At 45.1% G+C, this 25,250-nt stretch carries 20 protein-coding genes; 9 read left to right on the top strand and 11 right to left on the bottom strand.

From position 1 onward, the window contains the following. Window positions 1-111 precede the first annotated feature (111 nt). The gene (locus ACEW9O_RS27115; protein ID WP_373553368.1) at window positions 112-1,056 is read left to right on the top strand and encodes an ARPP-1 family domain-containing protein; all 945 of its coding nucleotides are present in this window, start codon (window positions 112-114) and stop codon (window positions 1,054-1,056) included. 45 nt (window positions 1,057-1,101) lie between these two features. Here ACEW9O_RS27115 and ACEW9O_RS27110 read toward each other — a convergent pair whose 3' ends face one another. After that, window positions 1,102-2,337 carry a hypothetical protein gene (locus ACEW9O_RS27110; RefSeq protein ID WP_373553367.1) on the bottom strand — a complete coding sequence of 412 codons (1,236 nt, stop codon included), beginning with the start codon at window positions 2,335-2,337 and terminating at the stop codon, window positions 1,102-1,104. Window positions 2,338-2,654: 317 nt separating this feature from the next. Between ACEW9O_RS27110 and ACEW9O_RS27105 the strand changes: the two genes are divergently transcribed. After that, window positions 2,655-3,860 carry an NAD(P)-dependent oxidoreductase gene (locus ACEW9O_RS27105; protein ID WP_373553366.1) on the top strand — a complete coding sequence of 402 codons (1,206 nt, stop codon included), beginning with the start codon at window positions 2,655-2,657 and terminating at the stop codon, window positions 3,858-3,860. 86 nt (window positions 3,861-3,946) lie between these two features. Here ACEW9O_RS27105 and ACEW9O_RS27100 read toward each other — a convergent pair whose 3' ends face one another. Together ACEW9O_RS27100 and ACEW9O_RS27095 are read right to left on the bottom strand one after the other, a co-directional pair. Further along, complete coding sequence (locus ACEW9O_RS27100; protein ID WP_373553365.1) at window positions 3,947-4,894, bottom strand: phosphoribosylaminoimidazolesuccinocarboxamide synthase; 948 nt, start codon at window positions 4,892-4,894, stop codon at window positions 3,947-3,949. 146 nt (window positions 4,895-5,040) lie between these two features. Then, on the bottom strand, window positions 5,041-5,448 hold the full coding sequence (locus tag ACEW9O_RS27095; RefSeq protein WP_373553364.1) for a pentapeptide repeat-containing protein: 408 nt from the start codon (window positions 5,446-5,448) through the stop codon (window positions 5,041-5,043). A 316-nt stretch (window positions 5,449-5,764) separates the two neighbouring features. On the opposite strand from ACEW9O_RS27095, the gene ACEW9O_RS27090 reads away from it, so the two are divergent. Then, window positions 5,765-7,003: a sensor histidine kinase gene (locus ACEW9O_RS27090; protein ID WP_373553363.1), complete on the top strand. Its 1,239-nt coding sequence runs from the start codon at window positions 5,765-5,767 to the stop codon at window positions 7,001-7,003. Window positions 7,004-7,011: 8 nt separating this feature from the next. After that, a complete protein-coding gene (locus ACEW9O_RS27085) occupies window positions 7,012-7,704 on the top strand; it encodes a response regulator transcription factor (RefSeq protein ID WP_373553362.1) in 693 nt (230 codons plus the stop codon). A 4-nt stretch (window positions 7,705-7,708) separates the two neighbouring features. Here ACEW9O_RS27085 and ACEW9O_RS27080 read toward each other — a convergent pair whose 3' ends face one another. Together ACEW9O_RS27080 and fabD are read right to left on the bottom strand one after the other, a co-directional pair. Next, the gene (locus ACEW9O_RS27080; protein ID WP_373553361.1) at window positions 7,709-8,263 is read right to left on the bottom strand and encodes a YqgE/AlgH family protein; all 555 of its coding nucleotides are present in this window, start codon (window positions 8,261-8,263) and stop codon (window positions 7,709-7,711) included. 74 nt (window positions 8,264-8,337) lie between these two features. Further along, window positions 8,338-9,219 carry an ACP S-malonyltransferase gene (fabD, locus tag ACEW9O_RS27075; protein WP_373553360.1) on the bottom strand — a complete coding sequence of 294 codons (882 nt, stop codon included), beginning with the start codon at window positions 9,217-9,219 and terminating at the stop codon, window positions 8,338-8,340. Window positions 9,220-9,320: 101 nt separating this feature from the next. Between fabD and ACEW9O_RS27070 the strand changes: the two genes are divergently transcribed. Both ACEW9O_RS27070 and ACEW9O_RS27065 read left to right on the top strand, forming a co-directional pair. Further along, window positions 9,321-10,394, top strand: a complete 1,074-nt coding sequence (locus ACEW9O_RS27070; RefSeq protein WP_373553359.1) for a sensor histidine kinase — start codon at window positions 9,321-9,323, stop codon at window positions 10,392-10,394. 12 nt (window positions 10,395-10,406) lie between these two features. Continuing rightward, window positions 10,407-11,147 (top strand): LytR/AlgR family response regulator transcription factor, encoded by a 741-nt coding sequence (locus tag ACEW9O_RS27065; RefSeq protein WP_373553358.1) that lies wholly within the window; start codon window positions 10,407-10,409, stop codon window positions 11,145-11,147. A gap of 445 nt (window positions 11,148-11,592) precedes the next feature. On the opposite strand, the gene ACEW9O_RS27060 is transcribed toward ACEW9O_RS27065, so the two are convergent. After that, window positions 11,593-14,142 (bottom strand): Ig-like domain-containing protein, encoded by a 2,550-nt coding sequence (locus ACEW9O_RS27060; RefSeq protein WP_373553357.1) that lies wholly within the window; start codon window positions 14,140-14,142, stop codon window positions 11,593-11,595. 216 nt (window positions 14,143-14,358) lie between these two features. Between ACEW9O_RS27060 and ACEW9O_RS27055 the strand changes: the two genes are divergently transcribed. Then, entirely contained in the window at window positions 14,359-15,780 is a 1,422-nt protein-coding gene (locus tag ACEW9O_RS27055) for a hypothetical protein (protein ID WP_373553356.1), read from the top strand. Between the two features lie 3 nt (window positions 15,781-15,783). On the opposite strand, the gene ACEW9O_RS27050 is transcribed toward ACEW9O_RS27055, so the two are convergent. The 3 genes from ACEW9O_RS27050 to mutS all read right to left on the bottom strand — a co-directional run bounded on the left by ACEW9O_RS27050 (window position 15,784) and on the right by mutS (window position 20,534). Then, window positions 15,784-16,866 (bottom strand): endonuclease/exonuclease/phosphatase family protein, encoded by a 1,083-nt coding sequence (locus tag ACEW9O_RS27050; RefSeq protein ID WP_373553355.1) that lies wholly within the window; start codon window positions 16,864-16,866, stop codon window positions 15,784-15,786. A gap of 28 nt (window positions 16,867-16,894) precedes the next feature. Further along, window positions 16,895-17,611 (bottom strand): 4-hydroxy-tetrahydrodipicolinate reductase, encoded by a 717-nt coding sequence (gene dapB, locus ACEW9O_RS27045; RefSeq protein WP_373553354.1) that lies wholly within the window; start codon window positions 17,609-17,611, stop codon window positions 16,895-16,897. Window positions 17,612-17,912: 301 nt separating this feature from the next. After that, the gene (gene mutS, locus ACEW9O_RS27040; RefSeq protein WP_373553353.1) at window positions 17,913-20,534 is read right to left on the bottom strand and encodes a DNA mismatch repair protein MutS; all 2,622 of its coding nucleotides are present in this window, start codon (window positions 20,532-20,534) and stop codon (window positions 17,913-17,915) included. 356 nt (window positions 20,535-20,890) lie between these two features. Between mutS and ACEW9O_RS27035 the strand changes: the two genes are divergently transcribed. Further along, entirely contained in the window at window positions 20,891-21,238 is a 348-nt protein-coding gene (locus ACEW9O_RS27035) for a 4Fe-4S dicluster domain-containing protein (protein WP_373553352.1), read from the top strand. A gap of 72 nt (window positions 21,239-21,310) precedes the next feature. After that, a complete protein-coding gene (locus tag ACEW9O_RS27030; RefSeq protein WP_373553351.1) occupies window positions 21,311-23,263 on the top strand; it encodes an ATP-binding protein in 1,953 nt (650 codons plus the stop codon). 70 nt (window positions 23,264-23,333) lie between these two features. Here the strand turns inward: ACEW9O_RS27030 and ACEW9O_RS27025 are convergent, their stop codons facing one another. Further along, window positions 23,334-24,737: a SulP family inorganic anion transporter gene (locus ACEW9O_RS27025; RefSeq protein ID WP_373553350.1), complete on the bottom strand. Its 1,404-nt coding sequence runs from the start codon at window positions 24,735-24,737 to the stop codon at window positions 23,334-23,336. Window positions 24,738-24,742: 5 nt separating this feature from the next. After that, entirely contained in the window at window positions 24,743-25,225 is a 483-nt protein-coding gene (locus ACEW9O_RS27020; protein ID WP_373553349.1) for a universal stress protein, read from the bottom strand. Between the last annotated feature and the right edge of the window lie 25 nt (window positions 25,226-25,250).

Genomic DNA, 25,250 nt, shown 5'->3' with positions numbered 1-25,250 from the left:
TTGCTTGTACTATTCTAATCAACCGGAACAAATCATAACTTAAGTAGGGAAAATTTAAACGCAGGCCTCTGCGTCTGAATCTGTTATTTTTTCACAAAAAATTAAAAGCCGATGACAGCCACAAACAAACAAGTTGCCTTTTTAGATTTCCGGCTGGGTAAACCCCAAGTGTTTAGAAATCTTTGTGTGATCCCAATTTTTGGCACCGAGCTACCACATCAGCTATATACCAGTTTGACTGATGCACTGGCCAAAGGGGATGTAGAAGTTACGGAGATTGGAGAGGGAGGTTCAGTACCCGAACTCAAGGTGATCAACAAGGGAGAATTGCCGGTGATCATTGTTGATGGAGAGGAGCTAATCGGGGCCAAGCAAAACCGCATTGTCAATACCAGTATTCTGCTGGCGGCACATTCAGAACTGATGATTCCGGTAAGTTGTACAGAATCGGGGCGCTGGCAGTACAATTCCCGGTCTTTTTCCCATTCCGACCACGTGATGGCCTCAAAGGCCCGCATCAGTAAAAATTCACGGCTTTACAACAATATTGCCGCTTACAAATCTTATGATGCTGGCCAAAGAGAGGTGTGGAATGATGTTGAGCGCTTGCATCAAAAGTTGGGTACCTCTTCTCCATCACGAGCGATGTCTGATGCTTTTGAACAAAAAAAGGTGGACATTGAAGCCTATCAGGAAGCATTTCCTTGCGAAGAAGGGCAAAAAGGAATCATTACCTTTTTGAACGGAAAATTACTGACTGGTGATTTTTTATCCCGCCACGATGTATATCAAAAAGTACACGCCAAATTGTTGCGTAGTGCTGCTGCTGATGCCATTGTCGAAACAGACATTGCTATGGATACAGCTGCATTGTATGAGGAAGCCAATCAATTGTTAGAAAACATTGCACAGGCTGAACCTCAACAAAAAAATGCGGCAGTAGGCCTGGGTGAAGATTTTCGTTATGATTTAGGTGAAATTGGTGGTGCCGCCCTGGTTTATCAGGACGAAATGGTGCACCAACACCTGTTCCGCAAAGCGGCAGCGATGGAATAAATAAATGTTGAGGCACGGTAATAGAACTACCGTGCCTCAACACTTTTACAAACGGGTGTTCACCACATTGTTGTACAAAGCCCCGAAAGTATAACGCACCCCAAAATTGACATTGGAATTGTAAGCTGTCGCCAATTGTTTTTGGCCCAATAAAATATCTTCTAAAGTTGTATCACCACGGGGCAAAGTAATTTGATCATTCACAATGCGGAAGGTGCCGCCCATGTTGAAGGTCATCCCTTTAAAAACCCGCAACCCTACCCTACCGTTGATCGACAAGTGATTGCGCGACCAATCGTTGAGAAAACAGCTGCCTTGCATAAACATGGTGACGTCGCCCCACTGCCGCCGCAAATGCAAATTGACATCCATTACATGGCTGTATACCTCGTCTTCCATTTTCAGGAAAATGGTTTCTTCAAAATAACGATTGTGCAAGCGGCCAATGTGATAGGCTACCGTGAATTCTCGGGTAACGACATCGGAGTAGGGTAAAATACTGTATTCTATCGCTGGGGCGAGCCACATTCCAAACTTGACATTGTTATAGGTGTTGGAATAAATATTGTTGAAAACCCCTACCGACCAATGATCGCCAAAACTTTTGACCACTTTGGCATTGTACCCGTTCTGGCGGCGGTAAGAGCGGATTTCTTCTTCATCGGTGCGCACGACCCTTTCCTGAAAATAAAAATTGGGATCGATTCGAATCCGCCATTCTGGAGTCACATACTCCACGTGCATCCCATAGCGCAAATCAAAGGTGCTCCGCAAGGATTCTTTGTCCCAATTGAAATTGGAAAACACTTCAAAAAGCCAGGAATCCAGCATTTTTTTGCCTTTGCCCACGGGAATCGTCTCTTTGGGTTTCTCCTGATTCTTCACCTCCAAATCCATACTCGATACCATTGGGGTTTGGGCTACAAAAGGGACCAAACCCAGCTTGAGGGTGCGCACCAGCCCTTGCTGTTTTTCCAGGTCAGTCATGGTAGGTTCGGCTTGGAATTTCAAGGTAAATTTGTCATCGTCAAAACCTTCCTTACCCAAAAACTCAAGCTGGTGAACGGCACCACTGCTGCCGGTGGTTTGAGTGCTGACCAAGATGTGTACCTGTGCCCGCAGAGGGTCGTTGGCATAGTTGACAAACTTGATTTCGTTCTTGACGTAGTTGAGGTCACAGCCCGGGCAATCCAGGTAAACATTTATTTGATCTTCAGTGGTTTGAGCAAAAGTTGTACCGCCTGCAATCAAAACAAAAAACAGGATAAGGATCCGACACATAGCAGTTGTGAATTTAATGGGTTATGGTTCATTAGGGACGGAAATAAAATAAAGTTCCAATCTGGCTGACTCTTTTTTGATTTTGCTGCGTTACTCCTCAGTTGCGTAGGTTTACTATGCGCCTTCGTCGTGCCTTGCCAAATCAAAAAATAGTTGAGCCAACTTTGCAACTTTATTTTATTTCCGTCCCTCAAAAATGTTGAATAAATCCAAACATCGAAATTACATTTATGCCCTGATTCGTCATGTTCAAAGGAGACGAGTAACCTTTTTTTGACGTAATATTGCAGGATATATACCCTAACCAGAAATAGTTTATGTTAAAAATTGGCATCATCCGGGAAGGTAAAGTGCCACCAGACGCACGGGTTCCACTGAATCCGAGTCATTGTGCGTTGGCACAGAAGGAGTTCCCGGTAAACATCCTTGTTCAGCCCTCTGAGGGGCGTTGTTTTGCTGATGGAGAATACCTGCATGCGGGTATCGAGTTGGCCGAAGACTTGCATTCCTGCGACCTATTGATGGGCGTCAAAGAAGTCCCCGTCGACCTATTGATACCCGAAAAAACCTACTTTATTTTCTCTCATACCATCAAGGAACAAACCTACAATCGAAAATTGTTGCAAGCCGTTTTGGCCAAAAACATCCGCCTGATCGACTACGAAGTGTTGACCGATGAACAAGGGCAACGCCTGATTGCTTTTGGCAAATTTGCGGGGATGGTCGGTGCCCACAATGCTTTGTGGACTTATGCTCAACGCACTGGTAAGTTCCAGCTCAAGCGCATGAAAGATTGTAAAGATTACGCTGAAGCCATTGACCTCTACAAAAACACCCCCTGGCCTCCAATCAAAATTGTGCTCACGGGAAGTGGCCGAGTCGGTATTGGTGCGGCGGTCGTTTTGCGCGATATGGGCATCCGGGAAGTGGATCCCATCGAGTTTTTGATGGAGGAGTTTAAAGAACCCGTGTTTACCATCCTGCATTCGGAAGATTATGCCGGGCGAAAGGATCGGCATCATTTTGACAAACCTCGTTTTCACAGTCACCCCGAGGAGTACCGCAGCATCTTTGAGCCCTATTTCCAAGCGGCGGATGTGATGATCAACGGGATTTTTTGGAACAGCCGGGCTCCGGCATTTTTTACAAAAGAAGACCTGCGCAGGCCAGATTTCCGCATTCGGGTGATTGCAGATATAACCTGCGATCTTGCGCCGATTTCTTCCATCCCAGCTACCCTGAAAGCGTCAACCATTGCCGATCCCGTTTTTGGCTACGATCCTTTTACTGAAGCGGAATGTGTACCCTATCAGGAGCATTGTATTGATGTAATGAGCATCGACAACTTGCCGAATGAATTGCCCCGGGATGCTTCAACGGCTTTTGGATCGATGTTTATTTATCGGATCTTGCCAGAGTTGTTGAAGGAAAAAAGTGAGGTATTGGAGCGGGCGACGATTGCTGAGGGAGGGAAATTGACGCCGAGGTATGGTTATTTGCAAGGGTATTTGGAAGGGTATTGATTTCGGATGGCTGATTTCGGGTTTCGGCAGCCTTTTATCCAAAACCCGAAATCTGTCATCAATGAGCTCAATTTTGTCCTGCACTCTCAATTGAGCCAATTCAAAATATTCCGCTCAATGCGTTCCTGAATATCCTCCGTATCCGCCTTCACAAAATCCGTTCCCGTAATCCGCTCGTACAACTCGATGTAGCGATTCGAAATTTCCCAGACAAATTCATCGGACATGTCCGGTATAGTCTGCCCTTCCTTACCTTGGAAGCCATTTTCAATCAGCCATTCGCGGACAAATTCTTTGGAGAGTTGTTTTTGACGTTCACCTTTGGCCTGCCGTTCGGCATAACCATCCAGGTAAAAATAGCGGGAGCTATCGGGGGTATGGATTTCGTCGATGACGTAAATTTTGCCATCCTTTTTGCCAAATTCATATTTGGTATCAACCAGAATCAAACCTTGTTTGGCGGCCATTTCGGTGCCTCTTTGAAAGAGTGCCCGGGTATATGCTTCTAACTGGAGGTAGTCTTCTTCACTCACAATTCCTTTGGCCATGATGTCTTCTCGGCTGATGTCTTCATCGTGGCCCTCTTCTGCCTTGGTTGCGGGGGTGATGATGGGTTGGGGAAAGCGGTCATTTTCATGCAGGCCCTCCGGCAGGGATACCCCGCACAGGCTTCGTTCACCGCTCGCATAAACCCTCGCAGAATGCCCTACCAAGTAGGCGCGGATCACCATTTCTACCCGAAAAGGTTCACAAGCATACCCCACTGCTACATTTGGATCGGGGGTAGCAATCAACCAATTGGGGACAATGTCTGCGGTGGCTTTTAAAAAATGGTCGGCAATTTGGTTCAACACCTGGCCCTTGTAAGGAATGGGTCGCGGGAGGACGTAATCAAAAGCAGAAATACGATCGGAGGCGATCATCAACAATTGATCAGTAAGGGTATATACATCACGTACCTTGCCCCGATAAAATGCGGTTTGGCCAGGTAGTTGAAAATTGCTTTCGCGAATGGCGTGTTGTTCAGGCAGCATACTTTGTAAGTTCGAAGGTTTCAGAGTTACTGAGTTCCAGGGTTCGGGGCAAAAGTACAATTCCAGCCTGATTCGGCCAAAATAATTGCATAAACCCTTAAATCCTCAACCCATTAATTCCTGGCACCTTCGAACTTTCAAGATCACTACAACGCTGCCGTGGCTTTTGTAGTTTTCGCTGCAGCTTTAGTAGTAGAAGCTTTCATCGCTCCGGATGGTAGACATTTGGTAAGGTCACACTTGCTCAGGTCGCACTTGCTTAAGTCACAATTGCTTGGATCACAATCCACAGCCATTGTTTTGGCGTTTACACCACCACTAACAAAAGTAGCAATGCTAGCTGGCGTTTTGGCAGCAGTGCTGGCCGACTCGCTGCAATGACTAGTGGACGCAGTGCTGGCAGTTGCTTTAGCCATATCACAGCCGCTTTTCTTTTCAGAAACACTGGCAGTAGAAGTGGTGCTAGCCTTGGTTTTGTCGCAGCAAGTTTGAGCATTAAGGGCATTCATACCCATGAACATCAGCGCGAAGAGGATTAAAAATGAGTAACGCATGAGATTTGGTTAAAAAATGATTCACCCAGATCCGCTGGGTTGCCGGTATTGTTCGCTTTGAACAGTGCAAAAGTAAGTCGCCAGGATCGATCGAGGTGTTTTATGCCTGTTATTCACTTGTTAAGCGCCTGTTAAAATGACCTAGCTTTGGTTTTTTTCCTGTTTTTTTGTAGCAGATTACATGTTTTAAGCCTATGTAGTGGGCAAAAATAAGTGTTCATTTTTCCTAAGCCAAAGGATTAGATAAGACACTTAAAATGGAACGTTTACTTATCTAATCCTTTGGCAAAATGAACACTTATTTTTTTATCGCCCTATGAGAACGAATCGAATAAAAATAGTCATTGCTGCTTCCTGCCTTGCGCTGCTGGGTTTAATTGCCATCCAGGTGCGTTGGATGAATTATTCACGGGTGTTGCTGGACGAACAATTTGAGCATCGGGTAGACATGGCCCTCTGCAATGCCGTACAAACTACCGCCGAGGAGCCGCTAAAAAGTACCGTAGGCATGACCTGTGCCAACAGCAAAGAAGGCTGTTGTGCCGACGCGGTCTCCGAAAGTATGATCCTCAGCGACGTACAATTGCGCAAAAATCTGGATCGTTCCCTGGCTTTTTACGACATCAACCTGCCCTATAACGTAAATGTAATCAATCCTGATCAAAATAATGGCTCCAAGGCTAAAGCTTATTCCTGCGCCCTGGATCCCTTGGTCGTGGATGATACCCGCAGGTTAGAGCTGAGTTTCCCCACCAAACAAAGTTACCTCTTGGGGCAATTGAATGTGATGATTGGCAGTTCCGTCCTGATCCTGAGTGTCATCCTGCTGGTATTTTTTGCAGCCAGTTATTACTTGCTGAAGCAAAAGCGCTTGTTCGATCAAAACATCGATTTTTTCAACCACATGGCGCATGAATTTAAAACACCTCTGACCAATATTAAGTTAGCCGCCAATTTGTTGGCCCGCAAAAAACCGGAACTCAAAGACGATCAAATATTACAAGTCATTGGCAAAGAAAGCAATCAATTGATTCATCAAATTGAGCGTTTTTTACAAATGGCCAGTTTGGAGTTCAACAAAAATCCATTACAACGACATAGTCTGGATTTAGAGCTTTTGATCCGCGAAGTCATTGAAGACCTGACCCCTCTGATCCGCGAAAAAGAGGCCGTAGTGGAACTGGAAGTGAAAGGTGCTTTGCCGCCCATGACTGGCGATGCATTGCACCTGCGCAATGCTTTCCGCAACCTGATTGACAATGCCTTGAAATACTGCGAGGTCAAACCCAATATTCAGGTAGCCTTGGAAGTTGTCAAAAATGAGCATATCCAGGTGGCCATTCGCGACAATGGCCTGGGTATTTGCGAAAGTGATTTGTCTAGCATTTTTAAGGACTTCAACCGCGGGGAAGAAGCAACAGCCAAACGTTTTAGTGGGTTTGGCCTGGGCCTGGCTTACGTCAAAAAAATTGTCGACCTTCACAATGGGGCCATAGCTGTAGATTGCACCCAAAAACAAGGCACTTGTTTTTCAATGAGTTTTCCTACTAAATAAAAGGGGTTATGGCCGTCAAAGGAAATATTCTGCTGGTTGAAGACGACTTGAATCTAGGTTTTTTACTAATGGAATTGCTGGAGTCTGAAGGACATACCGTAAAGTTGGCGCGGAATGGCGAAAATGGACTAGATCACTTCAAAAAAAATAGCTTTGACCTCTGTATTCTGGATGTGATGTTGGGCGATACTGATGGTTTTCAGGTGGCCAAACAAATCCGCCTGGAAAACGAGCACATTCCCTTCCTTTTCCTGACTGCCCGCGTTTTAAAAGAAGACCGCCTTAAAGGCTATGCACTGGGCGCAGAGGACTACATCAGCAAACCCTTTGACGAAGAAGAGTTGTTGTGCAAAATAGCCGTTATCTTGCGCCGAAATCAACAACAAGTCAGTACTGAATTGCCCGTACAATTCCAGATTGGGGATTATTCTTTTGACTACAAGCGCCAGGAATTGGTGTACGGTGATCAGGTAGAACGCATCACGGAAAAGGAAAACGAGGTATTGCGCCTGCTCTGCCTGCACCAAAACAACATCTTGCGCCGCGACGATGCAGTAGAAAGGATTTATGGTGAAAAAGATTATTTTTTAGGCCGGAGCTTTGATGTGTTCATTTCTCGCCTGCGGAAGATGCTGCGCCACGACCCGCGCATCAGCATTGAAAATGTCTTTAAAGTGGGTTTTATCCTAAAAATAAAATAATGCATTAGTTCCAATTTGCCGAATCTGGCATTTGGGCAATGACGGTATACGTTCTTCCTTTATTCTTCATGATCTCCTGCCATAGTTCGGTTGGATCCATTTTGAACAAATAATTGGCATCGGTATCGGCAATCACCCAGGAACCCGTAGTTATTTCTTCGTGCAGTTGCCCCTCGCCCCAACCAGTATAGCCCAAAAAGAAACGAATGTTGCTTGGTTCAATCAGTTCTGAAGAGATCAGAAATTTGAGCTTTTCGAAATCCCCGCCCCAGTACAACCCATTGGAAACCTTGATGCTTCCTTCCAAAAGGTCACCTACATTGTGCAGGTAATGAAGGGTAGTTTCAGATTCTACCGGGCCACCAAAAAAAACTTCAGCATCAAATTCCGGAAAATCCTCCAGAATGGCGTTGATCCGGTGGTTCAAGGGGCGATTGATGACAAAGCCAATGCTACCATCATCCCCATGATCACAGAGCAATACAGCGGCCCTTTTGAAGTTTGGATCCAACATAAAGGGTTCCGCTAACAGAATTTTACCAGCTTTTAGCGCCTTCATAGGAAAATAGTTGCCCGGTAGCCCACGGATAGCCCACGGATAAATCCATGGGTTGGTCGTGGGTTAATCGTCGTTTATAATGCGCTTGTCGGAAAAGCACGATCAATCTTTTTCACTAAGCCTTGCAATACCTTTCCAGTACCACCCACCTCTACAAACTCCGTTACACCTGCCTGGATCATGTTTTGCATGGTTTGGGTCCAGCGCACCGGAGCCGTCAATTGTTCAATCAACTTTGCTTTAATCTTTTCGGGATCGGTTTCTGCCTGAGCATTCACGTTTTGGTAAATGGGGCAAAGCGGTGCAGCGAACACGGTTGCATGAATCGCCGCAGCCAATTCTTCCTGGGCAGGTTGCATCAAGGGAGAATGGAATGCCCCCCCTACTGGCAACAAAATTGCTCTGAGTGCTCCCGCTTCTTTGCACAAATTTACTGCTTTTTCTACGCCGGAAATGGTGCCAGAAATCACCAACTGACCGGGGCAATTGTAATTAGCAGGTACGACCAGGTCATCGCTGATGGAAGCACAGATTTCTTCAACTTTTTCGTCGGACAAACCCAGCACAGCTGCCATGGTACTTGGCTGAATTTCGCAAGCCTTTTGCATGGCCATAGCACGTTTGTACACCAGTATCAGTGCTGCTTCAAACGACAATGCTTTGGCGGCAACCAGTGCCGAAAATTCACCCAGGGAGTGCCCCGCCACTGTATCGGGCTGAAAGGTATCTCCTGCCAAATGTGCTTTGACGATAGAGTGTAAAAATATGGACGGTTGGGTGATTTTGGTTTGTTTGAGGTCTTCCTCGCTCCCTTCAAACATTACATCCGTGAGCGAAAAACCCAAGATTTCATTGGCTTGATTAAAAAGGGATTTTGCGCTCGCGTCGCTCTCGTATAAGTCTTTTCCCATTCCCACAAACTGGGAACCTTGTCCAGGAAAAATGTAAGCTTTCATGCAGTACTACTTTTTTCGCTACAAAAGTACTATTTTGTTGATTAGTTTATCCTATAATTTGGAGGCGCTTGATCCTACTAGGCGTCGCCAACAATTCAACTATGGAAACGGTTATCAGAAACCCTTTAAAATCAGGTGAAAGAATCACCGATCTTATTTTTTCTGCCCGAGGAGCATACCACATGCTTTTTTGGGCCATCGTATTGTTGATCCTCACCATCATGGAAGGTACGCAGCATGGGTTCTTTTTTACCATCACCAATGAGTTGATCACGATTTTTTTTTCGGTGTTGATTGTGTACATTAATCTATTGTACCTCATTCCGAATTACCTCACACAAAACCGCTTTTTGACCTATGCCTTGTTGCTTGTAGTCGTCGTCTTGGTCCTTACACCCATTAAGACCTTGATTTTTTACTTCAAATTTGCCCAGTACCCCGTCGAGCAGGAAAGAATTCAACAGACCCAATTGGCCTTTTTTTTGTTTCACTTTTTATTTGCAACTGGCTCAACGATATTCAAAATTGTCACCGATTGGTTTTATTACTTGCGCGAAAAACAAGTGCTGGAAACCGAAACCATGCAATCTGAACTGCGTTTTTTAAAATCGCAGATCAATCCGCATTTTTTATTCAACACCCTCAACAACTTATACGCGCTGACCCTTAAAAAATCGGACCGGGCACCCGAGATTGTCATCAAACTTTCGGAAATGATGCGCTACATGCTCTATGATTGCAACGAAAAGCGTGTACTTTTGAGCAAAGAAGTGGCATATCTGCAAAATTACCTCGATTTGGAAAAGTTGCGGCAAGGCAATACTGTGAACATCAGCTTCACCGTAGAGGGGCAGATCAGTGAACAAAAGATTGCGCCACTGCTGTTTATCCCTTTTTTGGAAAATAGCTTCAAACACGGATTAAATAGCTATATTACCAACGGAGGATTTGTAAACGTGCTCCTGCAGGCGGATCAACAAACGGTGTATTTTTCGATTGAAAACAGCAAACCCGAAAAAGTACCCATTGCAGACCCGAACCGACGCAGTGGCGGGATTGGTTTGGTCAACGTACACCGCAGACTTAACCTCATGTATCCCAACCATTACGAACTTAAAATCGACAATAACCCTAAAACGTACATTGTCGATTTGATGATTGAATTAGACGAATAACCCAATAAGGTCATGATCAAAGTAATCATCGTAGATGACGAACCGTTGGCTCAAGATGTATTAGAAACTTATGTAGAAAAGTTTCCTGAGCTGAGTCTGGTCCAAAAATGCAACAATGCCCTAGAGGCCAACGAAGTCCTAAAAAATCAAGACATTGACTTGATGTTCCTGGACATTCAGATGCCCCAATTGACCGGGATTGATTTTTTAAAAACCCTTACCCGGCCACCTTTGGTCATTTTTACCACGGCCTATCCCAATTATGCATTGGAGGGCTTTGAGTTGAATGCCCTGGATTACCTGCTCAAACCCATCTCACTGGAGCGATTCATCAAAGCCGTCAATAAGGCCGTGGAGCAGATCAAACTCCAGCGCAACGAACCTGGTGCAGCCAGTTCTAATGCTACTGAAAGCACGGATCATCCTGATTACATCTTTGTCAAGGCCGACAAAAAACTGATCAAGGTCAATTACCACGATATCATTTACATTGAAGGTTTAAAAGACTACGTCATCATTCGCATGGAAAACCAACGAGTGATCACCTTACAAACCATGAAGAGTTTGGAGGACAAACTGCCTTCAGTACGTTTCAAACGCATTCACCGCTCCTACATCATCAACATCGATAAGATCAATGCCATTGTGGGCAATATGGTAGAAGTAATGGAAAAGAATCTGCCCAAACATTTGCCGATTGGGAAAAACTATCGGGATGAGCTGAATGATATGATCGAGAAGAACAAGTTATAAAAGCTTTTAGACCAAAAGGCCATGTCGCAATTGACATGGCCGTACGATAATTATAATCCCATGAACATATCCAAATTTGAGGGGAGAGCGCCTACTCTTCCAGACTTGCACTATAGCTTTTCCTGCCATTCGTAGTCCTTACCACCTTTCACTTTAGTGCAATACAAATATTTCACTTTCTTTTGGAGAAAACAAGTGTCAATGACATTTTTATTACAATTTCTACTTTCAACACCTTGAAGGAAGAAATTGTTGCAAACAAAAAAAGCCGCGCATCAGACTGCACGGCTCTCACTAGCAATGATTATAATTCCACGAATAATAAGCTTAGTAGTGGGGCGAAAATAAGTGTTCACTTTTATCGCCCTTTGCTGAAGGAAACGCAGCCGAGGCTACGATTATTACACATGCGAGAAAAAATAAATTATGCCACTGGTTTAAGGCTTTATTTTAAAACCTCAAATTTCTCGCTGTATACTCCTTTGTCGGTAAACACCTTGGCTACGTACATTCCTTCGATCCAGTGGCTTACGCCAATTTCTGCATAAGGATTGCCATTACCTAGGCTATTGTGTACCATTTGCCCCAGGGCATTGAATATTTGCAGTCGTTGCAAGGTTGCGCCATTGCGCAGGTCTAAACGCACTACATTCGAAGCCGGGTTGGGGAACAAACGAACCGAAGGTTGTTTTTGCTCCAATGGTCGGCCCAAGTTTGGAATAGTTGGTTTGGTTCCCGTCTTTTTGAATTTCAATTCAAAAGGCGCTACCCGGATGCCAAAGGTTTGACCGGTGCTGGAGATACCTGTGCCAGTACCACCTTCAAAGCGGATAACTGTTTCACCATCGCCATCATCAGGCAAACTAAAGCCGTCGATTGCATCAATCACCACACCTTTACCTTTGCCGATCCGACCATACCCACTCACCAAAACTTTATTGGTTCGGGTGTAGGCCATTTCCAGCAAGCCCTTATTGTTGTCTCGGGTCATACTCAATACAGGTGAGTTGTAGCCCAACCAACTGTCTTCATTGAAACTGACCGTAAAAGAATTCGGTTTAAACAACTTGGAATTGTATGGCAACGCAAAAGTAAAGCCATACAAATCCACTACCGGATTTTTTTGATCCCCAATTACCAAATCAAATTCAAATGGTTTACCCGGTTCCAATTCCTGATTGGACACGATTCGAATCTCATAGTTGTAAAAGGGAATGGCAGTAGGGACAAAGGAGTGGGTATTGCCATAAAACTTGCTGATGGCCAGGGTATCCCGATCCATGATCAGGCTGTCTCCATCCGTATCAAGGTGTTTGAGGTCATAACCGGTCACAAACGGATTGTTCCAATCGCTGCCATGCTGGCCGTACCATTCATTCAAATCAGCATTACCACGGGCAACACCAACTTCACCCATGTGGAGGCCGAGTGGCAACAAATCATTCAGGTCTACAATTCCATCCTGATTGGTATCACCTGCCCATACACAATCATCGATACAAGATGGCAAAATGGGACTGCCCACATTGAGCACATCTACTTCCACCTTGATGCTCTTGCGGTTTTTGCAATCTTTGCTATCCGCTGGGCAATAAGAGACTTCGAAAGCGTCCAGGCCGGTGTAACCAAGGTTGGGCACATACAGCAGAAGGTTGTAACCCAAAATCCGGCGACCAGCAATAATCTGGTCAACTGAACCTGGGAAGAAAAGCACCTTGCCTTGTTTGGCCTGGGCTACGATATTGAAGGTATAATTTTCAATTGGCACATTGTACGCAATGACCAAGGGGGTGGACTTTGCCGTGCTCATCAAAAATTTGGGATAAGCTGGTTCGTAATTGCTCACGTAGACGTATACCGTAGCTTCTTCAGCTACCCCACCACATCCAGGAGGATAACTTTTATAAGTAAACTGATCGACCCCAATAAAACCATTGGGTGCCTTGTAGGTAAAAATTCCTTTGTTGCGGCTGTCATAACTAACCTGACCATATTTGGGTTGAACATATTCAATACAACCAGCACCGTAGACGTACCCGTCGTTTTGCAAAACATCAACTTCCACGTTTTTGCCCGGCAATACGTCGGCACGATCATCAACCGCAAATTTGTTGCGTACCTGATCCAAGACTTCTATCTCGGCTACAATTTTTGCATTGCCGTCTTCAAAGGTCAGATAATCCAGCCCTTTGAAGTTTGGATTAGGCGTATACACTGGAACATCCAGTTCGCCATTAAAAAAGCCATGCTGAGGATCTATCGTAACCCCATATACTGCTGGAATCAGTACGGGTGCACTTTCATTTTTGAGCGTAAATATTTTAACGGTATCCGGCTTGGAGCGGTCGTTGCGGTCCACAAAAATACTTACGGAAGCTTGATCACAAGAGCCCACTTTATCACATACCGTATAAATCAATTTTGCTGTACCGAAAAAGCCAGGTTTGGCCTGGAATTCGATATTGGGATCACCTTTGGTGATTTTGGATGTGCCATTGTTGATCGTGGATACACTGACAATTTCCAGTCCTCCTACATTCGAAATATCGTTGGTTAGTACATTCAACTTTACGGGTGTCGCAGCAGAAGGAATGTAGTACAAATCAGGATACGCATCAACTTTTGATAGTTTAATGGTCACTGCTACCGTCACTTCTTTAAAACAGTTGTTGCCTGCTGTACAGGTTCTTACAAAATAGGTAAAAGTATCCAGACCGATATATCCAGGATTTGGTCGATAAATTAAAGTGAAGATTTTAGACCCGTTTGCACCGTCTACGGTCATCGAGCCATCCAGGAAAGCTTGCCCATGATTGGGAGCAGCAATTACACCAGAGCTACTTACCCCTTCATAAATCACTTTGGAAGGAGTATCCTGAAGGGTGACCAAAGAATCGAGTTGTTTAAGTTGGGCTGATAACATCAAGGGTACTAACAAGAACAGAAATACCCTACAAAGGGTATACAATACAGTTTTTGGTAGAAATACATTCATGGTTTCATGGATTTACATCATTGCTAAAAAACGCGACACAATACTTTGGGGCTAAGATACGACACTCTACTGAATTGTCTAAAAAATGTCAAAGGAAAAAAAAGAAAAGTTTCCTTATTTTGCCCCCTCGAACAGGTGGTCGCAAAAACCGTACCAGTATTAATTTTTATGCGACAATCAAGCATTCATTCTTATCTGTAAATCAAATGTTAAGGGATGCAAACTTTTAAACTTTTCCAAATACTGACCCACTTTGATAAGTTGGAACAAAACCGCATCCGCAAGTTCATCAGCTCACCTTATTTCAACAAAGACAAGGTGGTGCTTGCTCTTTTTGAGTTGATGGCTGAAGAAATCAATGATCCTACCAACAAAGTTTGGACCAAAGAAAAAATCTGGGATACCTTGGTCCCTGAACTTCCTTATGACGATGCCAGGTTGAGAAAGTATCAGTCTGATTTGTTAAAATTAATTGAGCAGTATTTGATTCAGCAGGAATTCGAATCTGACACACTAGCTGCTCAGACCTATCTATTGCGCTCTATCAAAAAAAAGAAATTAAAAAAACTGCACAATTCGACTTTAAAAACCGTCAAGGATATTCCCAACAAAACCCCTTATCGAGACGGCAACTATTTTTTAGGTCAGTTCTTGATAGAGACCGCCTATGATGATTTATCCAGTGACTTTGAAGAAAAAAAGACAGATAAAACAAACCACGAGCATATTTCAAAATTATTGGATTTTTTTTATATTGGAGAAAAACTAAAAATATATTGTGAAGTGCTGTCCCGTAAAAAAGTAGCAAAACATGAGTATGAAATATCCTTGATTGAAAAGGTAATCAACTTTGCAGAATTAGATGACTATCAATCCATTCCATTCGTCTCGATCTATTACCAGATCTTAAAAATGTATGTTGATCCACAAGAGTTAAATCATTATTACAAGTTTTTGGAATTATTAAAGGATTCATCCCATTTTTTTCCAAAAAACCAGGAAAAAAGCTTTTATGACTCAGCTCAAAATTATTGTGTAGCCCAAATTAATCAAGGCAATAGTGAATTTCTTAAAGAACTTTTTAGTGTATACAAAACGCTTATTGATAAAAACTTTTTTGAGCATCAAGGTAGTTTGGAATCTTGGGAATTCAGAAATATTGTGGTGGTTGGCCTACGTAGTGGAGAATATGAATGGACTGAAAAGTTCATCAATACATACATAAATATTTTACCTAAAGAAATCAGGGAAAATGTATTGTCATTTAACCTTTCCCAGCTTTATTTATATCAAAAAAAATATCCCAAGGTGATCAGTATTCTTCAGGAAGTTGAATACAATGACTACATTACTAACCTTGCTGCCAAATCAACACTCATTGGAGCCTACTATGAAGTAGGTGAACTAGATCCACTTTCCTCTCTGCTGGAAAGCTTCAGGGTATACTTAAATCGAAACAATGAAATTCCCATCCCCAGGAAAATTTTGTATAAAAACCTGATCAAGTTCACCAAAAAATTGATCAGCTTGCCCCCATCTGACAATAAGAAATTGTTGGTACTCAAACAAGAGGTAGAATCAACCAAAAACATAGCCTCCCGCGATTGGCTCCTCGAAAAAATCGCCGAACTAGTGTAGCCCTCAACGGGTTAATTCCACCTCCATCCACACCGCCTGATGATCCGAAAACCGGAAGTTTTGATTGATCCCCTTGATTTTTTTCACCTGTAGATTCGGCGAAACCAGGAAATAATCAATCAAGGTTACATAAGTTTTGTATTGCTGATATGGTCGGTCATTGTTGCGGTTGGTCGGCACCGTCGGGTCATATATCCAATGCCAATCGCTGGGGAATAGCCCAGGGTCCATGTTTTGCCCCTTGTCTTTAGCCTTTTTGTCCTTCATAAATACATCGTGGGCCAAATAGGGCGGGCAGGTATTCCAATCGCCCCCGGCGATGACATAGTTCCCCTTTTGGTATTCGCGCAGCGCCAGATCACGCAGGTAAGCCTCCTGCTGTTTTTTGATGCCTCCTTTGTCAAAGGCTTCATTGTGGATGTTGATCACCACCAGGTCTTTGCCAAAACTGGTTTTGTAGCGCGTATAACCCAGGCAACGATCCAGCATAAACAGACGTTTGGGCCAGCCAAATTTGCCAGGCAATTGCAAACGTTGGGCCTCGGCAGGCTCATACTTGGAAAAGGTTACCAAACCACTGTTTACGGCGCCGTAAGCATTCCAGGGCTCCAATACAGGCACGGGCACCCGTTGGGCGATGTAATTCGGAAAGTAGGCCGCAAAAAAGCCAGGAACTTTTTGCTGCATGGCTGTAAACTGGTTCCGGTAATAACTGCGCTTGGAGGCATAATCCACTTCTTGAAACAGGTAGAAATCGGCTTGATAGGTGTTGACCGCCGCCGTAGTGCCCGCAAAGTACTGATCGACGAGCTGTTTGGGTGGGCGCACCATCCGGCCTCGGGACGTAAAAAAACCACCGCCCTGGTAAAAAAAGTCAGCTTCAGCACCTAAGCCTGCGTACCCCTGGTTCCAGATGAGCAAGGAAATCACACTGTCTGCCAGCACTTTTTCTTTGGCGTGGGCTTTAACCTCAGCGGGCAAAATGGGTTCCGGTTGGTAATCCGTCAAGGTTCCATGCAGCATGATCCCCCCAAAGTACAAGGCAAATATCAGGGGCAATAGGGCCAGCCAGCGCAATTTTTTCATTATCCTGTTTTTAGAGCTTGTTTGAGTGTTAGAAGCCCAAAAGATCGGTCATGCCGAAAACTCCTTTTTTTCCTACCAACCAGGCTGCGGCCTGCACAGCACCGCTGGCAAATCCTTCCCGTGAATGGGCAGTATGGCGGATTTCGATGCTATCGATCGCCGATTCGTAATAAATCTCGTGGGTACCCGGAGCTGGATCAACGCGGTAAGACAATATGCTCAACTCATCACCACCTTCCGATTTGTGATTGACCCATTGCTTTTTGCGACCAATTTGTTCCATGATCCCCTCCGCCAAGGTGATCGCCGTACCACTGGGCGCATCCAGTTTTTGGGTATGGTGGGTTTCGGCCATCCGTACTTCGTACTGGGGGTGTGCGCTCATCATTTGAGCCAAATAACGATTCACTGCAAAAAAGATGTTGACTCCAATGCTGTAATTGGAGGAATGGAACAAGGCGCCATTGTATTGGGCGCAGCAGGCTTTTGCCTCTTCCAGATGCTGTACCCATCCCGTCGTACCCACTACCACGGGAGTACCCGCTTCGAGGCACTTTTTGAGGTTTTCAAACGCCGTTTCGGGCCTTGTGAACTCAATGGCTACGTCTGCCTTACGCAGGTTTTCCAGTGTAAAGTCTGCAGTATTGTTCACATCGATGCGCAGTACCACCTCGTGTCCTTGTTGCTGGGCAATTTGTTCGATGGCCTTGCCCATTTTGCCGTAGCCAATTAATGCAATTTTCATGAAAAAAATTTTCTGTTTGTGACTTTAGCAATTGCCGCCGTCAAAAGATTAAATATCCCAAAAGCTGAACACACTACACTAAATATTCATTCCCCAGTGTACTAAATCCCAGGGCCCCAGGCCCCCAGTTTTTTTCCCTTTCTATTCCCCAATACTCCAAAAACCAAACTTCTAGGGGGCAGCCTTCGGGCTGCTTTTTTTGTTGGGGCAACCCTGCGTGGCTGCCCTTGCCGTTGGGGCAACCCTGCGTGGTTGCCCTTGCCGTTGGGCAGCCACGCAGGGCAGCCACGCAGGGCTGCCACTACTCGATCATGCCTTTTAATTCCCGCAATTTCAGCATACAATCAATCGGCGTCATCGTATTGATGTCCACCTCTTGCAACAGGGCTTTGATTTGACCTGCCATAGGATCCACCGTTTCAAAGATGCTCAGTTGGAGGGCTTCGGTATTGATTTGTTTGGTTTTGGGTTTTTCGACATTGGGGCCATCAGCGTGCATACTTTCCTGATTTATGGATTTTTGCTCCAGTTGTTCCAGGATGTGATTGGCCCGTTCCACGATCATTTTGGGCATACCCGCCATTTTCGCCACATGGATGCCAAAACTATGCTGGCTCCCACCAGCGGTCAATTTTCGCAAAAAAATCACCTTTTGCCCGACTTCTTTAGTCGCCACATGGTAGTTTTTGATGCGGGAAAATTTTTCCGACAACTCATTTAACTCGTGGTAGTGGGTAGCAAATAGCGTTTTGGGCCGCGCCAAAGGGTTGTTGTGCAAGTATTCCGCTATCGACCAGGCGATAGAAATCCCATCATAAGTACTGGTACCCCGCCCAATTTCGTCCAACAAAATCAAACTGCGGTCCGAAATGTTGTTCATGATGCTGGCCGTTTCGTTCATCTCCACCATGAAGGTCGACTCCCCAGAGGAAATGTTGTCTGAAGCGCCAACCCGGGTGAACACCTTGTCCAAAATCCCCAGATGTGCCGACTTGGCGGGCACATATGCCCCCATTTGTGCCATGAGACAGATGAGGGCGGTTTGGCGCAGCAAAGCGGATTTACCAGCCATGTTGGGCCCGGTGATCATCAGAATTTGTTGGTGTTCGTGGTCAAGGTACACGTCGTTGGGTACGTACAGTTCTCCCAGGGGCAATTGTTGTTCAATCACTGGGTGACGCCCCTCCCGAATATCGATTTCAAGGCCTTCGCTGAGCTGGGGGCGGCAATACTGGTGCCGGGTTGCTACTTTGGCAAAGGCGATTATACAATCTAGTCGCGCCAGCAGCGTAGCGTTGTGTTGTACAGGCTGGATGTAGTCATTGAGGTCGAGTACCAGTTCCTGGAACAAACGATCTTCCAGGTCTAAAATGCGTTCTTCTGCGCCCAGAATTTTGGCTTCCAGTGCCTTAAGTTCTTCTGTGATGAAACGTTCAGCGTTGGCCAGGGTCTGTTTGCGCATCCATTCGGGTGGGGTCTGGTTTTTGTATTTGTTGGTCACTTCCATATAATACCCAAACACACTATTGAAGCCGATTTTGAGGCTGGGAATGCCACTGCGTTCGATTTCTGCTTCCTGGATGCCCTGGAGCAATTCTTTGGCGTGGGTGATGACGTGGCGCAGTTCATCCAATTCCGTAGAAAATCCATCGGCAATAACCCCACCTTTGCTCAGGTTGACGGGAGGTTCATCCACGATCTGCTTGGCAATCCGCTCTACCAAACCAGGACATGGATTTAGTCCATCGGCAATTTTTGCCAGTTCATCATGGCCGGTACTCGTCAGCATTGCGCGCAAGGGCGCCACGGCCATTAAGGCTTTTTTGAGCTGTACCAACTCTCGTGGGTTGACTTTGCCGAGGGGGACTTTTGAAATTAGGCGTTCCAAATCCCCCATTTGCCGCAGGTATTGCTCTACTGTGCGGGCATTTTCATCATTTTCCAAAAAATAAGCCACCATTTCCAGGCGGGAGTCGATAGCCGTTTTGGACTTGAGGGGAAGTACCATCCATTTTTTGAGCAAACGCGCGCCCATCGGCGATACGGTTTGATCCAGAATTTTCAGTAGCGAGACCCCGGTTTCGTGGGGACTGGACAACAACTCCAGGTTCCGAATCGTAAAGCGATCCAACCACACATAGCGATCCTGGTGGATGCGGGTGATGGCTGAGATGTGTTTGAGGTTTTTATTTTCGGTGCTCTCCAGGTAATGCAAGGCAGCACCGGCAGCGATTTGCCCCAGCTCCATGTCTTCCACCCCAAAACCTTTGAGGTTCTGCACTTCGAAGTGTTTGAGCAACTTTTCGCGGGCGTAATCCGTGGTAAAAACCCATTCATCGAGGGTATAGAGGTAAAATTTTTCGCCAAAACGAGCTTCGAACTGCTTGCGGCGGTCTTTGGAAAAAATGACTTCGGAAGGATTGAAGCCTTGCAACAACTTATCAATGTAAGTCCAATCTCCTTCGCTGACCAAAAACTCTCCAGTGGATATGTCCAAGAAGGCTATCCCAAAATCGTCTTTGCGTCCAAAATACAAAGCAGCCAGAAAGTTATTGGAGCGATGATCGAGCAGTTTGTCATCCACGGCTACCCCCGGAGTAATCACTTCGGTGACTCCGCGACGGACGATTTTTTTGAGTGGAGAAGGTTTTTCCAGTTGTTCACAAATGGCCACCCGATAGCCCGCGCGCACCAGGCGGGGCAAATATAAATCGAGCGAATGATAGGGAAAACCAGCCAATTCAGTGTCGTTGCCCCCGTTGTTGCGGCTGGTGAGCACGATGCCCAATACCTTGGACGCAGTCACCGCATCACTGCCAAAGGTTTCATAAAAGTCCCCTACTCTGAACAAGAGGATTGCATCAGGGTACTTATTTTTCACCTTGTTGTACTGATCCATTAAAGGCGTCACTTTCTCTGACATAGCGTGGAATGGTTTGGGGGACGATTTGCAAGCGCGCAAAGATAAGTACCAGATTATAATTAATGACACTTTTTGATGGACTAGTCCTTTCCTCAAATTAAATAGACTAAATAAAATCGAATTGGGGCGACAAAAAAATAAGTGCTTCATTTTGTCAAAGGATTAGATAAATAAACGGTTCATTTTAAGTTTTTTATCTAATCCTTTGACTCAGAAAAAATGAATACTTATTTTTTGCCCACTACATTGGTAGATTTTATGAAATTAATGCGAACTCCTTTTATTTTTGCGCCTAAATTTTAATCAACTGAACCAGGGCACGTTTCTGGTCGTTTACATTGAAAATTCTCTGACCCATGGCAATAATGATTACCGATGATTGCATCAACTGCGGTGCATGCGAACCCGAATGCCCCAATAATGCAATCTACGAGGGTGGTGTAGAGTGGGCCATTTCCGATGGCACCAGCATTTCCGACGATTACACGCTGGAAGATGGTAGTGTAGTGGATGCAAGCGACAAGCAAAATCCAGTTTCGGATGAATTTTATTATATTGTACCCGATAAATGTACAGAATGTGTAGGCTTCCATGAGGAACCACAGTGTGCCGCAGTATGTCCGGTTGACTGTTGTGTGGCTGATCCTGAGCGTGAGGAAGAGGAAGTAGTGCTTCTGGCTCGTAAAGAACGCTTACACCTGTAAAGCTTTGAGCGATTGCGCCTGAAATGATCCGGGAGCAATCGCTTGTATTGTTCACTCAATATTGAACTCAAATTGGCCTTCAGAACGCTGCTTGGTATTGTGTTTTGTTGCCTGTATCTTGGATTATGGGCTGGGGAAAATGATGTTCAGCCCCCAGTCAATACGACTCCAACCATTGATAGCCTGTTGGCAATCCTGCCTAAATCTGCGCCCGATACCCACAAAGTTTTGATGTACGCAGCGCTTTGTTGGCAATACCGCAACCTGGATATGCTCTCCGCCGTAAAGTATGGTCAAAGGGGCATTGCACTAGCAAAAAAACTAAACTACAAAAAGGGGGAAGCCGAAATCTGCCGCTTCATCGGGTTGACTTACCGCCACTATTTTTTATTTTCCGAGTCCCTTACCTGGTACTTCAAGGCGCTGAATCTCTCCACCCAAATCAATGATGTTGTTGGCATTGGCTTTTGTTACGACAACCTCGGAGTGGTTCGTTTCAACCAAAAACAATTCGACGATGCGCTCAAGTATTTCAACAAGGCCAAAGATCATTTTGAAAAAGCGAATCACCAGGAGGGCCTAAGTTATGCGTACAACCACATCTCCTGGGTCTTGGTGGAAAAAAAACAGTACACATCGGCTTTAGATTACATTCAGGAAGCGCTATTCATTCGTAGAAAAATCAAGGCCACTCCAGAACAGATCAGCAATACCCTTGGCGATGTAGCCATCGTGCAGGTCGCTTTAAAAAAATACACCGCCGCCAAGATTACCATAAAAGAAGGGATTCAGTTGGCGCGCAAAATGAACAAACCCATCATTGTTGCAGTACACCAACTGACGCTAGCTTCTTTGTACCTAAACAACAATCAACTGGATGAAGCCATTGCCATTGCCCAATCCAGCTATCAAATTGCCAGAGAAGCCAACAACAGCTTACAACGCATGAAATGTGCCAGTACCTTGGCCAAAATTTACCAAAAGCAACAAAAATACGACCTGGCCTACCCCTACCTGATCGAGCAATATGCCTTAAAAGACAGTCTTTTTAATGAGGAGATCAACAACAAAACGGCCAATTTAGAAGCCAAATACCAATTTGACCTCAAAGAGCGACAATTACTCGAACTTCAAAAACGCGAAGAATTGGAGAACAAACGTAACCTTGACCGAGAGCGTTTTTTAAGTTCTTCGCTGTTTGCCGCGCTCTTGTTTGTAGGTATTTTGACTTATTTTATTTACCAAAAACGCAAGCAGGATAAATTTATCAACGAGGAATTGGTGCAAAAAAATGCCGAAATCAGTCGGCAAAACCAGGAAATCCAGGAACAAACCGTGCAGTTGGCTGAAAACAACCGCTTTAAGGACCGCCTGTTTTCCATCATCTCCCACGATTTGCGCAGTCCGGTAGTTGGTTTGGTCGGAAGCCTGGATTTGGTAAACGAGGGATTGTTGTCGGAAGCTGAATTCCGCAGTATGCTCCCCGATTTGGCGCACAACATCAACAGCATTCAAAGTTTGTTGGACAACCTCCTGGCCTGGGCGCGAACCCAGATGAAAGGCATCGCCGTGCTGCCCGAAGCATTCCACATTCAGGAATTGCTGGATGAAAAAACCAACATGTTTAAGAAACAAATCCAGGCCAAAGAGATTACCATCATCAATCACATCGAAGAAGATTTACAGGTGCTTGCCGATAAAAACATGATTGATCTGGTGGCCCGCAACTTGTTGTCGAATGCCATCAAGTTTTCCCGACAAGGGGGCACGATTACACTGACTAGTATCCGCCAAAAGGGCTTTTCCCAAATTTGTATCGCCGATAATGGTATCGGCATTTCGGTCGAAAACCTGAACAAGTTATTCGATGCGCAGACCGTCTCCACCAAAGGCACTGCGGGTGAAATGGGTACCGGTTTGGGGCTCTTGCTTTCCAAGGAGTTTATTGAGCAAAACGGGGGGAAGATTTGGGGGGAAAGCGTAATTGGTCAGGGGAGTAAGTTTTATTTTACCATTCCCGAGTAAAAAATATAGGGAGCCAAAATAGCCCCCTATTTCAAGGTTTCCCTTGGTAAAACTGCGATAGATCTGGTTTTCAATTGCTTGTTTGGACACTATTGGCTCTTTGCCGACGGCGCTTAAAGGCCATTTTAACTACAAAATAAATCACCAAAGCAGACAACACCCCGGTTAAAAAATCGGTTAGTGGCACCATCACTGCGGTATACACCATCATCGAAAATTCAAATTTTCCGTGTTGTTTGACTTCCTTAATCTCCGATACTTTGATCATGTTACTGGCTACCCAAACCAGAATCCCTCCAATACATGCCATGGGAATCAGTTCGAGATACTGCGCCAGGTAGAACGCCATGGTGAGTTTCAAAATGGCTTTAAAATACCCCGCCAAAGGTGTGGCTGCCCCTGCTTTTATGCTTGTAGCCGTGCGCGCCAATGCTCCTGTACAAGGAAAACCCTGAACAAGTGGGGTAATGATTTGCACCATCCCTTGCCCAAAAAACTCCTTGTCGGGGTTGAATGGAGTCCTATCGTTCTTCGCCAACTTATCCGCCATGGTAGAACACAAAATACTTTCCACGCCAGACACAAAAACGATCGCCCCAACGAAATAAATAATATCAAAGATCACACTGGCGCTAAGGCCAGGCAATGCAGGAGCCGTAAACACAAAGAAATTATTGGGGATCGAGCCATACACATCCTTAACCAGAATAATTCCTTTATCCGCCAATACTGTTGCCGACAACAAAGTCGCCAATCCCATTGCAATGACTGGGCCGGGAATAAAAATCGAAATGCGCAACAACCCTTTGGTAAGGCCAAAAGTAAGGAGGCCCAAAAAGATCGACCACACATTGATTTTGTGTAAATTGTCTAGTGCGTTGAAATAATTGTGGATAAATCCTCCCTTGATGTCTTCATCCTGGCCAAGTAAATCATTAAAAGATTCGATGCCCAAAATGTCTTCAAAATTGGTGAGGGCAATGGCAACCGCAATACCGATGGTGAATCCAACAATAATGGAGTTGGGAACCAATTTTGCATACCGCCCAAACCCAAAAAGGCCCATGATCATCAGTACGATCCCCGCAAGAATGGATACCAATACCAAAAAGCTGTGCGCCGTTGCAAAATCACCACCATTTGCTGGTCCATACTTCATAATCAAGGCCGCGATGATGGGAATGAATGCCGCAGTGGGGCCATATACCTGGTATTTTGAACCGCCAAAAGTACGGCCAACTACACAAGCCAAGGCACCGGCAATGATGCCATGTTCGGGACGCATCCCCATCGCCATCGCAAAACCCATGGCCATCGGGATGGCGGTCATGGCTACAATTAGGCCCGCGCTGAAATCTCGGTACACTATTTTGGCCCAGCCTTCTTTGGTTAAATCTTCCCAACGAGAGTCAAAAAACGTAAAGAATAGCTTCAGCCTACTGAGTGGAGTGGCAGGTAAGGATGTTTTTTTCATAACCATCAATTGTTGAAAAGTAATTGTAATTGGTTTTCCTCGAAATAGGTCCCTTGATCCTTCCATGCCAAAAACTGGATGGGAAACTTGCTCTTTTTGATCAGCGGAATGGGGTCAAATCCACGCTTGGCGGGTTTAAATGGGTAATCCTGGAGGACAAAAACCTGGTCGATTTGATTGGCTTCTGCAAAATTGTGGAAGGCTCTGGTGTTGTAGCCATGAAACAGCTCGATTCGGATGCTGTTGATCCGATTTTCGAAGCGGTTCTGTAAAATCATCAGGGCTTCTTCAAACACTTCTGACTTAAGGCTTTCAATCCGTTTTTTGGGAGAATAAAAGAGTAGTTCAGAAATCGAGTCGTCTAACCACTCCGCATACATCAACACCACATCAACGGGCTGATCGTGCTGCCGCTGCTCCAATGCAAGGCGCAAGGCGTTGAGGGACGTAATACTAAAATCTGTGGGTACAAGTAAGGTCTTTTGCATACTCAATCTTAGTTGTGAATTGGTA

Origin of the sequence: Haliscomenobacter sp., from assembly GCF_041740695.1 — a bacterium.
Classification (GTDB): Bacteria; Bacteroidota; Bacteroidia; order Chitinophagales; family Saprospiraceae; genus Haliscomenobacter.
The sequence above is the reverse complement of the archived record's forward strand: the minus strand, read 5'-3'. Positions and strand labels throughout refer to the sequence as shown.